Below are 15,839 nucleotides of genomic sequence, written 5' to 3' on the forward strand. Positions count from 1 at the left end.
TTTCAATCCCAACCGGAGTTGGCACGGATTTTGCTACATATATTTGGTGATGAGTAACATGCAACATAATTCAGGCGAGCAGCCAGCGAATCCCACATCCTGAAGGAGGAATCAGTTGATGAATATCCCTTTTGTTAACGAACCATTCACACCCTTTGCGGTCCAGGCGAACCGTGAAGCATTTGAAGACGCACTTCGTCAGGTAGAAGCTGAACTTGGGCAGGAATACCCGATTATTATTGGTGGGCAAAAAATAACAAGCAGCCGCACGTTAACTTCCGTGAACCCCGCAGCCAAGAATCAAGTGGTCGGAACGATCCATCAGGCAGATCAGGAATTGGCCGAAAAGGCCATTCAGACAGCGGCGGAGACATTCCACACATGGAAACATACCGACCCGAATGAACGGGCTCGTTATCTATACAAAGCAGCTGCCATTATGCGTCGTCGCAAGCATGAATTCTCTGCATGGATGGTCTATGAAGCTGGCAAGACTTGGCCTGAAGCTGATGCGGATACAGCGGAAGCTATTGATTTTATGGAATTCTATGCACGGGATATGCAGCGACTGAGTGAACCGCAGCCCCTCGTGCGGATTGCAGGAGAAGATAATGAACTGAGTTATATACCGCTGGGAGTGGGTGTTGTTATTCCACCTTGGAACTTCCCACTGGCAATTATGGCAGGCATGACCTCTGCTGCACTGGTATCCGGCAACACGGTGGTGTTAAAGCCCGCAAGTACAACTCCGGTGATTGCCGCCAAGTTTATGGAGCTGCTCGCAGAAGTTGGTCTGCCGGATGGCGTCGTGAACTTTTTACCAGGACCAGGAAGTGAAGTGGGCGATTATCTCGTGGATCATGCGCTCACCCGGTTTATCAGTTTCACGGGTTCCAGAGATGTAGGACTGCGAATTAATGAACGTGCAGCACGTACAGCTCCAGGTCAGAAGTGGATCAAACGGGTTATTGCAGAGATGGGCGGCAAGGATTCCATCGTAGTAGACAGTGACAGTGATCTGGAACTCGCGGCAGAGTCCATTACCGCTTCGGCATTTGGTTTCTCAGGACAGAAATGTTCGGCGTGTTCCCGTGCCATTATTCATAAGGATGTATATGATGAAGTACTGCAAAAAGTGATTGAACGGACACAGAAACTGACGATGGGCAGTCCTCTTGAAGTTGGCAGTCAGGTTGGGCCGGTTATCGATGACAAGGCATATGCAAAGATCACGGAATATATTGAAATCGGCAAGGGTGAGGGGCGTCTTGTGCACGGTGGCGGTACAGGGAACGTTGAAGGTTATTTCATTGAACCAACCATCATTGCCGATGTTGACCCGAAAGCCCGAATTGCTCAGGATGAAATTTTTGGACCTGTGCTTGCGTTCATCAAAGCAGAATCCTTTCAGGATGCATTGGATATCGCCAACAATACAGACTATGGTCTGACCGGCGCGGTGATCTCACGTAATCGTGAACATCTGGAACAGGCAAGACGCGAATACTTTGCGGGTAATCTGTATTTCAACCGGAAATGTACCGGAGCACTGGTGGGCACACATCCATTTGGCGGATTTAACATGTCAGGCACGGATTCCAAGGCAGGTGGAAGAGACTATCTGCTGTTGTTTACCCAGGCGAAGCTGGTATCGGAGAAATACTAGACAGAAACTCATGATCCGACTAAAAACTTCTTACATTCACTTGAATAGTATGCTATTATCCCTGCAACGTATAAGGAGGGAAACGGATGTTAGGTGTTCAGTTGGTACAGGAACAACGTATTCGGCTGTCCATCACGCCGGAGATGAAACAATCCTTTCATTTGTTAACCATGTCTGGCCAGGATCTGACCCGTTACTTGCTGGATGCGGCGGAGGAGAATCCAGTACTTGAACTGGAAGAACAAGCTGCGCCACTCGCCCGGATTCCGCGGCGAATGGATCAGCGCAGGTATGATTCCTATGATCCGTTGCTTCAGGCCAAAGGTGCCGAACCTACTCTGGAACAATTGCTGATTGCGCAAATTCGAGTGATGATAATTCCAGAGGAATTGGAAAATATGGCCGTATATTTGGCAGGGTGCGTTAATGATGATGGTTATCTGACGGTTGAACTGGCAGAGGTGCAAGCAACACTTGAGCTTCCGATGAGCAAGATTGCAGCGGGACTGGAGCTTCTCCAATCAATGGACCCTGCTGGTGTGGGGGCCCGGAATCTGCAAGAATGTCTGTTGCTCCAGATTAGACGTGATCCATCAGCCGCGCTGAATGCGGAGCGGATGGTGGAAGCCGGATTGGAAGCACTGGTTCCATTTCACCCAGGTAGAACAGGGAGTCGATTAGGCATGACTTCGCAGGAAGCTCAGACTGCCTATGACTATATTACACGTCTCGACCCCAAGCCCTGCCGATCCATCGGATGTACGGAACGACCACATTACATTATTCCAGATGCCATTGTAGGGTTGCGTAACGGTGAGGCCCATTTTAGCCTGCATGTGGCAGGTAACCCTCGTGTATCGATGAATGAAGCGTGCATCCGCTGGATCAGGGAAGCGGCGCCTGATGAAATCTGGGCTCACCGCGCCGCAGAAGCTAGGGCGATCATTCGGAGTGTACACCTGCGGCGCAGGACTTTAGTGCGTGTGCTGGCGGCCGTGATGGAAGAGCAAAGGCACTTTTTGGTCAAGGGCCCATCCGCGCTTAAACCGCTTAATCTGGCTATTATTGCAGAGAAGATTGGCATGCATGAATCAACGGTAAGTCGTGCGGTGAACGGTAAATACATTGACACCCCACATGGTGTATATGAACTCAGGGCTTTTTTTGACTCGGGAATCCGTACAACGTCAGGGGATAAAACATCAGCATCAGCGGTGAAACGCAGATTAAAAGAAATCATTCGCATGGAACAGACTCAGCGTCCATACTCGGATAGTCATTTGGCTACACTGCTCACCGAGGAGGGGATTGTTATCTCCCGCAGAACGGTTGCCAAGTACAGGGAGGAACTTCAGATTCTGCCTTCCCTAGAGCGTAAACGGTGGGCTTAATCGAATAGCTGGCGTCTTATCATCTCTGAATATAAGAACCCCCGCAAACCGGATAAACGGTCTGCGGGGGTTCTTGTTAATTATTTGTGTTTGGGTTGCTGCATCAGTTTTCCTGATTACCTACAAACGTTCCATATTACGCAGGAAGTGTTCTCCGGCAATCCCTGGTGTAGTCATCTGTTCCGGATGAAGAATCTCTTCCAGTTCTTCCGGTGTCAGCAATCCGCGTTCGAGAATAATCTCTTGCAAGGTAAGTCCAGTTTTGAGCGCTTCCTTCACAATGGAAGCAGCCACATTATAACCTAAGTGCGGGTTCAACGCCGTAACCACACTGAAACTTTGTTTCATGATTAATTCGCAGCGTTCCCGGTTAGCTTCCATCTCTTCCACTGCATAACGTGTGAAAACATCGATACCGTTATTCATGATTTTCAAGGATTGCAGCAAGTTGAACGCAATAACTGGGCCCATGACATTCAGCTCGAATTGACCGGCTTCACACGCCATACAGATCGTATGGTCGTTCCCCATCACCTGGAAGGATACCTGGTTAATGACTTCCGCCATAACGGGGTTGACTTTGCCTGGCATAATGGACGAACCTGGCTGACGCGGTGGCAAGAGCAATTCATTGAATCCTGCACGCGGACCTGAAGCCATCAAACGAATATCATTACAGATTTTGGAAAGGCTAACCGCACATACCTTCAGCGCCGCTGAAAGTTCCAGATAGGCATCTGTGTTCTGCGTTGCATCCACGAGATCCTCAGCTGTTTGTAGTGGAAGTCCGGTAACATCAGACAGGTGCTCTGTAACCTTGACGATGTATTCGGGTTTGGCATTGAGTCCTGTACCTACGGCAGTTGCACCCATGTTAATGGTAAGCAAGCGGCGATTGGCGAATTCAAGACGCTCAATATCCCGTCCGATTACACGGGCATAAGCTCCGAATTCTTGTCCAAGGCGAATAGGTACGGCATCCTGAAGATGGGTACGGCCAACCTTGACCACATCGTTGAATTCCAGTTCTTTTTTACGGAACGCATCCTGTAGTCTTCTCATGGTAGCGAGTAACGTCTCCGACAGTTGGTACGCCGCAATGCGCAGCGCTGTAGGTACCACGTCATTGGTAGACTGGGACATGTTCACATGATTATTTGGATTGCAATGGAAGTAGTCTCCCTTGCTTTTCGTTAACAGTTCCAGCCCGCGGTTGGCCAAAATTTCGTTCATATTCATATTCATGGAGGTGCCTGCACCACCCTGAATGGAGTCTACAATAAAATGATCCAAATGATGGCCTTTCATCATTTCTTCAGCCGCCATGACGATCACATCGCCAATCTTGCTCGGCAGCATTTTCAACTCCATGTTGGTAATCGCTGCTGCCTTCTTCACCGCAGCCAGAGCCGTGATCAGCTCCCGGTGTACCGGAACGCCGGTAATCGGGAAGTTTTCCACGGCCCGTACCGTCTGAATTCCGTAATAAGCATAAGCCGGGATTTCTTTTTCACCGATAAAATCTTTCTCCGTCCGTGTGGACATAGTAGACATCTCGTTCGCCTCCAGTGGCATCAATAAAAATAGTTCGGCTTCAGTGTTGCTGAAGCGCACTCAGTATATCATTTAAGCAAAATGGATGCCAATCTAAATCATTTGTCCTCTTGTGCCGATAATAAATAAAATTAGGGATATTAAATTGGGATATTATTCAATTTTTAAGAAAGGGAGGGGGGCCAGCTTGTCTTATACATTATGCGCTTTATGGTAGAGAAGTCATGCATGAACGGCAAGTATGGGAGGAATAGAACGTTTTCAGTGATGTATATCACATGAAATTTGGTACTTGATTGGTAAAATAGGAAAAAAGGACTACGGGGTGTGCACATGAAATGGACTTTAGGAGCAAAGACTGTCGCAGGTCTGGTACTGATTTCGATTATTACCTACGGAACTAGCGGCTTTTTTATATTTTTTGTTAAAGACTGGGTTACGTTAGATATTCCGAATTGGGTATACATATCGATTATTTTGATCATGGGAGTATGCTGGAACGGGATCCTGGGATGGTTTGCCTCACGCTGGCTGACTCGTCCAATCGTTCACCTGTCCCGGGCTGCACAGCAGGTTTCAGCGGGGGATCTGACAACCGAAATTCCGCAGCGACGCACGCAGGATGAACTTACCGTATTATATGATGCTTTTCGCGCAATGGTTTCTAACCTTCGAAGCATTGTAAATGATATTGCAGACAGTACAAGAACGACTTCACAGAACGCACAGTCTCTGAGTGAAGCGATTACCCAGGCTGCCGAACAGATCGAGATGATGTCGGATGCGGTGGATCATATTGCGGTAGGTGTAGAAGAGCAGAAGGTCACTTCCCATCAATCTCTGATCACTGCGGATGAGATGCTGAACGATTTCCAGCGTATGCATAGCCAGTCGATGGACATGACAGAGATGTCCGGTCAGATGGAACGATCAGTGGATCATACAAAACAGACTTTCTCATCACTGATGAAAGGAATGGACGAGCTGGCTGAGTCGCACAATCGTTCCCGCGACATTATGCTGTTGCTGGAGAAGGAAGCCTCCGATATCGAGGTAATTACCCAGTCCGTCAAAAACATTGCTGAGGAAACAGGGTTACTTGCCCTGAATGCTTCGATTGAGGCTGCACGAGCTGGCGAAGAAGGTTCTGGTTTTGCAGTCGTGGCACAGCAGATCCGCAAGCTGGCAGACGAAAGTAAGGAATCGGTACACCGTATTAATGAGCTGATTAGTCGTGTGCAAGAGCGGATCAGGGAGACAGCCCAACTGTCTCATGAGCAGCATGGTCTCGTGGTTAATGAATCGGAGCGGACCATCTCTGTGGACCAGACGTTGCATGAACTGACAGGCACAGTGGAAGTATTTATGAAGGGCGCGCATGATATCGGTTCAAAGATTGCAGAACAGACCGGTCGCGTGGAGCAAACACACGGTCATGTGAAGAAGATCCAGGGGAAAGCCGGATCGTTCTCAGATGAGGCGAGACGAATTATGGATGCCGCACACGAAGAGACAGCCATCATGGAGGAGATTTCATCTTCGGCTGAAGAACTGAGACAATTAACCGATCGGTTATTGGACAAAACCAAAGCATTCCGGATGCAGCCTTAAGCTGTGTTCGGGATTTTTTTTGTTTTTAGAGAACAGTTTTGGCATGATAATTTGCTTATTCTGGTTAAAGCCGAACGTTCTTTCGTGAAAACGAAAATTTGTAAAGATTATTTTATGAAAGATTAACAAATTCGCAACTTGCAGGCGATAAATGAAGATATAATAGGATTATCACAACAGATAAAGGAGCCCAGTATATTGAAAACTTGGACAGGTATCCTGCTGATGATTATTTTGGCGGTAGCTACGATTAGTACAACTTCGGCTGCCAGAACCATGAATGAATCGCAAAAACAGCTTAATATAGATGATCAATCCAGCCAGACCGCAGTGGTCGAGGCTTCCAATATAGATAAACTGCATGACACAGCGAAGGCAACACAGGAATCCATTCCTGTGAAAGAGGAATACGTTTCGGTAGCTCCAGAGAATAAGAAAGTCAGATTATACCCTATGAAAGTTGAGGGTTCAGGTTATATATATAGCGGAATGATTTTGGAAGTGGACGGCAAAACGCGAGAATTTAGGGATTGGCAGGGAGAAGGTGGGTCTTACAAACCCGAAGTGCACGAGCTGGATCTGAATGGAGACGGCCAGAAAGAAATTATTGTTCTGTACACGGAAGGTCATGGAACAGGTATTTATTTGGGACAAGCACGTATCATTAATCCGGTAACGCTGGAAGAGATGAAGATGCAATCTCTGGATGAGATTGTGAAACAACATGTGAAGTCAAAAGTTACGGTTAGATCAGACCGTGTGGATGTTGATGTCGCCGTTGATGGGGTTCAAGCAGAACCTTTACGGATCGAGGAAGATACGAGTGGCGGCGTATATAACGAAGAGTTGGGATTCGGTGGAGTAACCTATTACAGTATAGAAGATGGCCAGCTTGTCGTATCAGCAGCAGGATCTTACGGTGCGGCTTTATATGCCGGTGATCTGACATTTACTTATGAGTATCAAGATGGTGAGTGGAAGGCAGTAGATTTGAAGTACAGTATGGAAGTGTATGAAGAAGAATATTATGAAACTTTTGATTAATGGCGTCATGTTGATATCGTAATACAGCGGGAATTGAAAGTTCTCGATTGTGGAGTTAAGTGAACAACTGACAAGAATATCTTCCTTTCTCCGTATACGGACAGTGGGAAACAGAGCGAGGCTGAAAAAAAATGGGGACATACAGCCTCGTTTTGTGCTGCCCGAAAATAGGCACTGTGCACTAAAAATGCAGGAAACAATTGACATTATCACTTTAGTCATTTAAATGTATAAAGGACAAATCATTTTAACATTCAGGAGGGATTTTGATGAAGAAAAAGGTTGTACTGGGTTTGATGGTAGGCACATTAACGCTTGGAATCGGAACAGGTGCACTCGCAGCAACAGGACTGGAACAGATTAAAGCCTATCTGAACAGCAAGATTACGCTAAAAATGAATGGTGCCACGGTGACAGCCAAAGATGCCAATGGTAAAACAGTGTTGCCTATCACCTACAACGGAACGACTTATTTGCCTGTACGTGCTGTGGGATCCTTGCTTGGGACAGAGATCACTTATGACAGTGCAACTTCATCCGTCCTGATTGGTGGAAAAAATGAAACCGGGCCAGTAACCAACGATAAAGTAACACTAAGTACACTGGGAACAACGGTGTTGGGATCTACCGCATGGCATACCAAAGATCCTGCGGAGACTACTTACAAAGGCAAGGATTATAAAGATGTATATCTGCATACAGATTCCGTGAAGCAAGGAGACGACTTCCAGATCATGACGGGCAAAAAGTATTCTTCCCTGCATCTGGAACTGGCCGCTCTTCAAGGGAATCAGGAGATACAGGTAATCAACCAGGACAATACGGTTCTCAAAAAGCTGAGCATATCGCCGGGAAGCGGATTGGTAAGCTTGGACGTGGATGTATCGGGCACTGAAGCTGTATTTGTTGAGATTGTCTCAGAAGATCCAGGTTCATCGCTATTTGTACCTCTTACAACATCTTATTTGGTTAAATAAAATAGACGTAAATAAAAAAACGATTATCAACAATGGTGTTGCTGGATCAAGTCCATAACACACATGGTGATAATCGTTTTTATGTTTAACGAATGACGGTATCCAGCGGTTTGAGATTGGCTTCAATCTCGGCGCGGCGATCTTCAAGGAATGGAGGCAAGGCAAGCGATTCTCCCAGATGCTCCAATTCTTCGTCTGTATCAAATCCCGGACCATCGGTTGCAAGTTCGAACAGAATACCGTTTGCTTCACGGAAATACAGGGAGCGGAAGTAGAAGCGATCTACAAAACCGGAGTTAGGGAATTGGAAGTTACGAACCCGTTCCACCCATTGTTTGAGTTCTTCTTCGTTATCCACACGGAACGCGACATGGTGTACGCTGCCACGTCCAGGACGTTCTTGGGCAAGGTCATTCCGTTCCTCAACATGCACCTCGGAGCCGCTACCACCTTCGCCGGATTCAAAAACGAGTACATCAGGTTGACCTGGAGTAAAGGCGGGGTAACTTCCTTTAGCTCTGAAACCGAGCAGTTCGGTAAGAACTGGAGCAGTAAGGGAAGCGTCTTTTACCGTAAGATGTATAGGGCCAAGGCCTACAATGCCATACTCGGCAGGCACGGGGCTCTGATCCCATGGTTTACCACCAGCGACACCTGTATTATTTTCATCCGAGACCAGAATCAGACGTTGTCCTTCAAAGTCTGTGAACGAAAGCGTGGCACGACCACCCCGTTCAACAATCTCTCCATGTGGCACTTCGAATTCGTCAAAACGTTGCTGCCAGTAAGTCAGTGCCGCATCACTTGGAACGCGCAGTGACGTTCCAGAGATGCTGTTCACGCCTTCACGAGTCTGTCCGGCCATCGGAATCTCGAAGAAGGTAAGTTCGGTACCCGGATTACCTTTCTCATCGCCATAGAAGAGATGGTAGACGGACACGTCGTCTTGGTTGACTGTTTTTTTGATGAGGCGCAGACCCATGATGTTGGTGTAGAAACGATAGTTCTGATCAGCATGTGCTGTTAGAGCTGATACGTGGTGAAGTCCTTTGATTTGCATAATAATTCCTCCTAGATGAAATGGGATAGTGTAAATGTTCAGTTGAACATTTGTTGAGTGCTGTATTTATTAATATTTCGGTTAAGAAAGTTACTAACTTTTCGTTTGTTTTGGTTCTGGATTTATCTTAACATAAAGATATTTAAATTACAATCCTTATTTAGAATTCCAACTGGACAGCACTTTCATTCAATGGCAAAATGAAAAAGTTAACATTAAAGAGAGATAATGTTGGTGAGATCCTTGTAAAGGAGAGAAGAGATGTATGGCGTATCCACCATGGCTGGACCCTTATGATGCAGAGCCGTTTATCCTGTTCTCCACTTCACATATCGTTTCGATTAGCGTAATTACAGCATGGATTGTACTGATATTTTTGCTAAGGCACCATCTTCGATCATGGTCAGAGAGGGCACGCCGCATACTGCGAATTGTTCTGGCATGTATCATGTTTGCCTGCGAAATCGTGCTGCAACTCTGGTATGTGTACGGAGGGATATGGAGCCTGCAGACATCACTGCCACTCGAACTATGCAGTCTGTCTCTGCTATTATCGGCGTTGTTACTACTGACACGCAGTCGACTGTTACATTCTGCACTGCTGTTTGCAGGCATTGCTGGAGCCCTTATGGCGATCCTGACTCCTAATTTGGGTTATGGTTATGCTCATTTTCGATTCATTCAATTTTTCGTTGCTCATGCCTGCATCATTCTGGCTTTACTCTACATGACCTGGGTGGAACAGCTGCGACCTAGCTGGAGATCTGTAGCAGGTTCGATGATATTTGTGAATGTGGCAGCATTAATCGTATACGTTATAGATGTTATACTTGACACGAATTATATGTTTTTGAGACACAAGCCGAGTACACCCTCGGTGCTTGATATGTTAGGTCCGTATCCCATGTACATCCTTGGGGAAGAGATACTTGCGCTAGTTTTGTTCTCGCTGATGTACATTTTGCTCTTTGCCATTCCAGATCGGTTGAAACATCGTGTGAAAAAAGGTAAAAGCTCCACGTTATAGGGATAATCCTTGTAGTTGCGCCTGCGCCGTATTATAATTCTCAGCATTTTGCATAATTCGAATCCTACCGCTCACGGGATTTATGCGAAATGCTCTTCACTATAAAATAAAATATCCCGCAGTAATCTGAACGAATCAGATCGCTTGCGGGATGTTTGGGCGTTGTCCCTGAAAAAGGCCAACTTATATTTATCCACGGAGCAGAGATTCCGCACCATCCACATAGATTCGTGTACCTGTAACATGAGAGGCTTCATCGGAAGCGAGGAACAGAACGAGGTTAGCCACTTGCTTCGACGTTCCAGGTTCGCCCTTGAGCGGATGTTCATGACCCTCAGGGAATTCAACAGGAATCTGTACTTCTTTCAGATCATCGGACGGGTAGGTGTTATCATCAATGTTGGTATCAATGGCTCCTGGGCAGACAGCGTTAACACGGATCTTATAACGAGCCAGCTCCAGTGCGGCCATCTTGGTAAACGCAGTTTGTCCCGCTTTGCTGGAAGCGTATGCAGAGAAACCGATCCCTGAGAAGACCCGGTTACCGTTGATGGAACTGGTAATAATGATGCTGCCGCCATGTTCTTTCAGATGGGGGATGGCATATTTGACGGTTGCGAAGGTTCCGCGCATATTGATCTCCATCGTCTGGTCCCAGTCCTCGATTTCCATCGTTTCAATCGGAGCCATCGTTCCGTTAATGCCTGCATTTGCAAATATGATATCCAGTTTACCCGCTTCAGCGGCAGCCTGATTGATCGCCTTCTGCACATTATCCGGTTTGGAGATATCACATTCGATCACATACGCTTCTCCGCCAGCCTTTTCAATCGTCTGCTTGGTTTCCTCCGCATTTTCGGGTGTGCGATCCAGCATGTACACTTTGGCCCCATGTTCGGCGAATCGAATAGCAGTAGCCTGACCAATACCGGATCCACCTCCGGTTACAATCGCGACTTTGCCTTCCAAACGTTGTTCTGTCATCTCTGATCCCTCCGTATGGTATAGATTGTCGTTGTACGCTCTACTTTTACATACCCGGCTCAAGACTGATGAATCATATGTTATATATCAAAAAGAACAGGACCGCAATGCGGGCCTGTTCTGTGAGCAGATCATCTTCATGATCTGTCTGCTGTAATATTATTTTGGCATGTGAATGGTAGGAAACACCCTCAGGTCATGCCTTGCTTTACTTATGTTTCTTCCAGTCCATTGCACTGTTATTGAGCAAATATTCAAAGTCGTTATCCCGGCGCTTCTGCTCCGCTTGGCGAGCTTCTTCTGCTTGCTGACGTTCCTGCTCTTTAATTGCTGCCTCAGCAGCCTTTGCCTCATCCGCCTGAGCTTTCAGCTTCTCCAGCACATCACTGCTAAGCAAATCCTTCAGTGTTGTGGGTTTATCCTGTGCTACTGCTGCTTTGGGAGCAGGAGTGCGTTTTTTGGATTTTGCCATAGGAAAATCTCCTTTCCAAACATGAATCAGGTTCCATTTATCGTACAGTAGTCATAGTATATCAGGTTCCCGTAAAGCATTCCATGAATCTGCGGAACAAAAGCAGGAAAACGAGGGTTGCGTGACGAATGAAAACGGGTATAAAATCATATACTATTACCGATACTGCGACTATTCCCTGGAGAAAGGAGTCGTTGTTCGTGGAAGTAAACCGTGGTTTACTGAAAGGGCTTGCATGGGGCGTTGCCTTTAGCTGCCCGTTATGGATTGCGATTATCGGCTGGTTACGTTTGATGGGATGGATGTATTGAGGATGATGCCGGAAGAGGTCATTTTTTATAAAGTCATATATGTAACCGCTATCACTAAAATCAATAAATAAAGCTCTGCCTTGCGAGATACGCACAGGACAGAGCTTTTGTTTGTTTAGAGTTCCTTACAAGTCATAACGATGGATTATCATCCATTTGGCAAGGAAGTTAATTAAGGCATTTTTACCGGCTCTGGATATTCCAGGCCATGTGTATCTACCGTAACTTTTTTCATAACTTGATCCGTAACGGGTTTGTCACCTTCACCTATTTCCTGAGCAGCAATACTATCAACAACTTCCATACCTTCGGTTACTTTACCAAAGGAAGCATAGGCATTATCCAAATGATCCGCGTCAGCTAACATGATGAAGAATTGGGAGCCTGCGGAATCCAGATCTCCATCTTTTCGTGCCATGGAAATAACTCCGCGAGTATGATTCAGGTGGTTTTTGTGACCGTTGGATGTAAATTCGCCCTTAATCGTGTATCCCGGGCCGCCCGAACCGTTACCATTTGGGTCACCACTTTGAACCATAAAGCCCGGAATGACCCGGTGAAAGATCAGGCCGTCATAGAACCCTTTATTCGCAAGGGAGATGAAATTATACACCGTGTTTGGCGCAATCTCGGGATAGAGCTCAATAACGATCTTTTGACCATCCTGCATCTCAATGGTAGCCACCGGGTTTGGACCTTCAGGTGCGGCCGGGACTGGCGCTTGCTCGGCACTGGTTGCAGGGCGTCCGCAACCACTAATGACGATAAGCAGCATCGCAAGAACGAGCGATACTGCGGTTGTTTTTTTCCACCGTAAAGACATGAAAACGTTCCTCCTTGCATCTCTGCATCATATATTTTCTCCAAATCCTATTTGGATATTTACCCAACTATCATACCGTTTTTGTGGACAGGATGGCAATGTAATACATGTGTTTGTGGTGAACAAGGGATGGCCTTCATGGAATGATGGGTGTAAAATAAGGAAAATGCTTCCGCATCGGGGACGTACGGGTCTGTTCCGTCCGCTCCAATACACGGCAGTCCCGGCGTCAGTAACGGAAAGGACGTGTGGGTATATGAACTTCTCGTGGAAGCGCAATCTGGTCATATTGTGGATTGGTGTATTTTTTTGCAGCACCGCGTATTCGATCTCGATTCCATTCCTGCCCCTGTTTCTAAGTGCTGACTTGGGGGTTCGTGATCACCTGGAGTTATGGTCAGGACTGGCATTTGGCATTACGTTTCTCGCGAGTGCACTCGTGTCTCCGTTCTGGGGATCACTGGCTGACAAATACGGACGCAAGCCCATGCTGATCCGGTCGGGATACAGCCTTGCCGTCTTGTATTTAATCAATTATTTCGTGCAGGACCCGTATTCGCTGATTGTTGTTCGATTGTTTCAGGGTCTGCTTGCAGGGTTTGTTCCAGCAGCGATTGCCCTGGTAGGCACGAATACACCTGAAGAGAAGACGGGTTATGCACTTGGTATTATGTCCACTGCAGGAGCGACTGGTGGTATTATCGGACCGTTAATTGGTGGCGTGGTGAGTCATTATTATGGGAACCGGAATGCATTTTTGTTTTCGGCTATTGTTGTGTTAGTCTCAGCAATCATCGCAACCTTCTGGGTAAAAGAAGAGAACTTCAACCGGAACAAAGCTCGTTCTCACGTCATGGATGACATTCGTGAAGCGAGAGCGAATCGTTTGTTTATGACAGTGCTTGGCATGATGGGGATATGTACATTCTCCGTCATGATTCTGGAGCCACTATTGACGGTCTATGTAATGGAGATGGGCGTTCAGCCGGATCGTGCCTCACTCAGCTCGGGTATTATTTTCTCAGCGGTGGGGGTAGCAACAGTTATTATGGCGCCGCGATGGGGCAAGATTGGTTCAAGGATTGGATACGGTAAAGTGTTGATCATTGGACTGGTTGGTGGGGCTGTAGGGAATCTTCTGCAGTTCTTTACAACAGGTTATATAGCATTCGGTATTTTACGCTTTGTGTATGGTTTATTCTTTGCGGCTGTATTTCCGGCAATTAACGCCATGATTGTGCAGGCTACCGCATCGAGTTTCCGGGGCAGGGCTTTTAGTCTGAATCAATCCGCGGCCCAGATCGGGACGATGGCGGGACCGATTATTGGTGGTGTACTTGGGGGCTGGCTGCCGATACGCTGGATATTTATTATTAATGGAGTGGCATTGATCATCACTGCGATTGTAGCGAAGTGGTCAGGCTTGGATCACAAACTGCCCGTGGCAAGTAAGGTTTCCGCTAAGCGATGAGCTGAATCAATAAGAGTAAGTGAACTTACAGGTAACAAAAAAGATGACGCTGTGAAATTACAGACGTCATCTTTTTTAAGTGTACTACGGATCTATATAAGTTAGTCATCCGAAGAGGGCTTACGAGAAGCCTTCTCCTTGGGAATGGCATGCTCGACCGCATCACGTTGGTCCTCATCCTCAAGTGCTTCGGGGAAGGAGTCCTCAGTGAACAGTCCGAAGTCCGGGTCAATATCCCGTTCGGTCACGAGATTATCCGGTTCATTCACATGTTTTTGGCGATCTTCCTTCATCGTGTATGCACCTCCTCATTCAGGATGTCATAACAGTCGTTAATGGCGTGGTGGAATGTCGTTCTCCGGTTTGGCGTCCGCACCAGCACCATTAAGCAGATCGGTACCATGCAGTGCATCCGGATCGGGTGCAGCAGGATCAACCGGACTGTTCGGTTGCAGAAGATCTGCATCCGGTACAGATTCCAGCGGTGTCTCAGCCAAACGTGAATCCAATTCCGGCTCGTCCACAGCAGTTGCGGATACGGGTGCCAGATCCGAATCTTCCGTTACAATCCGTCTGCCGGAAACTTCATCAAAGGTATCCATATCGCCTTCCGGGACTTCCGTCTCTGGCGGAATATCGCGGGACCTCTGATAACGGTCATAATAGCGGTCGCTCTCTTCGTTACTAATTGGTTTGTCAGACATGAGTAACACTTCCTTTCATTGTCGGTTGTCCAAAGCTTCTTACCCCGTAGTTACCCAAAGCGCTAGTGTTGTAATCTTGCACAGGTTATTATCTCCGGGTGTTCGCTACGATATGAATGCCTTAGAATTTGGGGAATACATATTTAACCAAGAAGTATAAGAAACCGAAAAAGATAATGATATATGCGGCATATTTAATAAATGTGGAAGCGACCATACTTGAATCCGATTTATGCTGAACATCCTTATGTTCCACCTCAACCGTACGATGTGGCTCATTCATTGTAATCATCTCCTTAGCGTGTTTGTTTGCTTTGAGAAACCATTACACCCGGAGCAAAGGATTGAATCGCAGCCACCGTTTTTACAGCTTTTCCTGTTTTGCCTATGTTATGATGAAGCTTGAATATATAAGGGAGGAATTTCAAGTGGACTGGTTCACACTGGGCAATATGATCACACGCATCCGTATCGGGCAAAAGGCGTCCACACCCGGGTTCTCCCGTACCGTCATCCGTCGTCCGGATGGTTTGTTTTGGGTAGGCGGTATATGGTCCGGGCAAGTTGTACAGTTACGGGATTTCCTTTTTTCCGACATATGGACCATCTATGATGATGAGGAGACAGAGCAGTGGCTTGAATTTCGGAGTCAAGTTGAACAGAAAGAACGGGATATGATCGTGAACCAGTTCGAAGACTTGCGTGATTAATCGGATAACTTTAACAATAAAATGGAAATAAGAC

16 protein-coding genes are annotated in these 15,839 nt (G+C 46.8%); 8 read left to right on the forward strand and 8 right to left on the reverse strand.

The window, feature by feature from the left end:
- The first annotated feature begins 118 nt into the window (after positions 1 to 118).
- Together pruA and rpoN are read left to right on the forward strand one after the other, a co-directional pair.
- The gene (gene pruA, locus MKY92_RS05675) at positions 119 to 1,666 is read left to right on the forward strand and encodes an L-glutamate gamma-semialdehyde dehydrogenase (RefSeq protein ID WP_339299602.1); all 1,548 of its coding nucleotides are present in this window, start codon (positions 119 to 121) and stop codon (positions 1,664 to 1,666) included.
- 86 nt (positions 1,667 to 1,752) lie between these two features.
- Complete coding sequence (gene rpoN, locus MKY92_RS05680; RefSeq protein ID WP_339299603.1) at positions 1,753 to 3,057, forward strand: RNA polymerase factor sigma-54; 1,305 nt, start codon at positions 1,753 to 1,755, stop codon at positions 3,055 to 3,057.
- A gap of 120 nt (positions 3,058 to 3,177) precedes the next feature.
- Here rpoN and MKY92_RS05685 read toward each other — a convergent pair whose 3' ends face one another.
- Positions 3,178 to 4,611 (reverse strand): aspartate ammonia-lyase, encoded by a 1,434-nt coding sequence (locus MKY92_RS05685; protein ID WP_339299604.1) that lies wholly within the window; start codon positions 4,609 to 4,611, stop codon positions 3,178 to 3,180.
- 333 nt (positions 4,612 to 4,944) lie between these two features.
- On the opposite strand from MKY92_RS05685, the gene MKY92_RS05690 reads away from it, so the two are divergent.
- From MKY92_RS05690 to MKY92_RS05700, 3 genes are all read left to right on the forward strand, one after another.
- The gene (locus MKY92_RS05690; RefSeq protein ID WP_339299605.1) at positions 4,945 to 6,222 is read left to right on the forward strand and encodes a methyl-accepting chemotaxis protein; all 1,278 of its coding nucleotides are present in this window, start codon (positions 4,945 to 4,947) and stop codon (positions 6,220 to 6,222) included.
- A 198-nt stretch (positions 6,223 to 6,420) separates the two neighbouring features.
- A complete protein-coding gene (locus MKY92_RS05695) occupies positions 6,421 to 7,266 on the forward strand; it encodes a hypothetical protein (protein ID WP_339299606.1) in 846 nt (281 codons plus the stop codon).
- A 269-nt stretch (positions 7,267 to 7,535) separates the two neighbouring features.
- Entirely contained in the window at positions 7,536 to 8,243 is a 708-nt protein-coding gene (locus MKY92_RS05700; protein WP_221819022.1) for a stalk domain-containing protein, read from the forward strand.
- Positions 8,244 to 8,328: 85 nt separating this feature from the next.
- Here the strand turns inward: MKY92_RS05700 and MKY92_RS05705 are convergent, their stop codons facing one another.
- Entirely contained in the window at positions 8,329 to 9,303 is a 975-nt protein-coding gene (locus MKY92_RS05705) for a ring-cleaving dioxygenase (RefSeq protein ID WP_339299608.1), read from the reverse strand.
- 265 nt (positions 9,304 to 9,568) lie between these two features.
- On the opposite strand from MKY92_RS05705, the gene MKY92_RS05710 reads away from it, so the two are divergent.
- Positions 9,569 to 10,330 (forward strand): TIGR02206 family membrane protein, encoded by a 762-nt coding sequence (locus tag MKY92_RS05710; RefSeq protein WP_339299609.1) that lies wholly within the window; start codon positions 9,569 to 9,571, stop codon positions 10,328 to 10,330.
- A 189-nt stretch (positions 10,331 to 10,519) separates the two neighbouring features.
- On the opposite strand, the gene MKY92_RS05715 is transcribed toward MKY92_RS05710, so the two are convergent.
- From MKY92_RS05715 to MKY92_RS05725, 3 genes are all read right to left on the reverse strand, one after another.
- Positions 10,520 to 11,314 carry an SDR family NAD(P)-dependent oxidoreductase gene (locus MKY92_RS05715; RefSeq protein WP_036612094.1) on the reverse strand — a complete coding sequence of 265 codons (795 nt, stop codon included), beginning with the start codon at positions 11,312 to 11,314 and terminating at the stop codon, positions 10,520 to 10,522.
- A gap of 208 nt (positions 11,315 to 11,522) precedes the next feature.
- On the reverse strand, positions 11,523 to 11,786 hold the full coding sequence (locus tag MKY92_RS05720) for a YqkE family protein (protein WP_237176677.1): 264 nt from the start codon (positions 11,784 to 11,786) through the stop codon (positions 11,523 to 11,525).
- A 483-nt stretch (positions 11,787 to 12,269) separates the two neighbouring features.
- A complete protein-coding gene (locus tag MKY92_RS05725; RefSeq protein WP_339299611.1) occupies positions 12,270 to 12,920 on the reverse strand; it encodes a peptidylprolyl isomerase in 651 nt (216 codons plus the stop codon).
- Between the two features lie 256 nt (positions 12,921 to 13,176).
- Here MKY92_RS05725 and MKY92_RS05730 point away from each other — a divergent pair, with 256 nt between their 5' ends.
- Positions 13,177 to 14,391 (forward strand): MFS transporter, encoded by a 1,215-nt coding sequence (locus tag MKY92_RS05730; protein WP_047841895.1) that lies wholly within the window; start codon positions 13,177 to 13,179, stop codon positions 14,389 to 14,391.
- A 101-nt stretch (positions 14,392 to 14,492) separates the two neighbouring features.
- Here the strand turns inward: MKY92_RS05730 and MKY92_RS05735 are convergent, their stop codons facing one another.
- The 3 genes from MKY92_RS05735 to MKY92_RS05745 form a co-directional block, all read right to left on the reverse strand.
- Complete coding sequence (locus MKY92_RS05735; RefSeq protein WP_339299613.1) at positions 14,493 to 14,684, reverse strand: hypothetical protein; 192 nt, start codon at positions 14,682 to 14,684, stop codon at positions 14,493 to 14,495.
- A 39-nt stretch (positions 14,685 to 14,723) separates the two neighbouring features.
- Positions 14,724 to 15,095: a hypothetical protein gene (locus MKY92_RS05740; RefSeq protein WP_339299614.1), complete on the reverse strand. Its 372-nt coding sequence runs from the start codon at positions 15,093 to 15,095 to the stop codon at positions 14,724 to 14,726.
- A 121-nt stretch (positions 15,096 to 15,216) separates the two neighbouring features.
- On the reverse strand, positions 15,217 to 15,378 hold the full coding sequence (locus MKY92_RS05745; RefSeq protein WP_017690239.1) for a hypothetical protein: 162 nt from the start codon (positions 15,376 to 15,378) through the stop codon (positions 15,217 to 15,219).
- Between the two features lie 145 nt (positions 15,379 to 15,523).
- Between MKY92_RS05745 and MKY92_RS05750 the strand changes: the two genes are divergently transcribed.
- Complete coding sequence (locus tag MKY92_RS05750; protein ID WP_339299615.1) at positions 15,524 to 15,805, forward strand: hypothetical protein; 282 nt, start codon at positions 15,524 to 15,526, stop codon at positions 15,803 to 15,805.
- Positions 15,806 to 15,839: the final 34 nt, after the last annotated feature.

The organism is Paenibacillus sp. FSL R5-0623 (genome assembly GCF_037974265.1).
Classification (GTDB): Bacteria; Bacillota; Bacilli; order Paenibacillales; family Paenibacillaceae; genus Paenibacillus.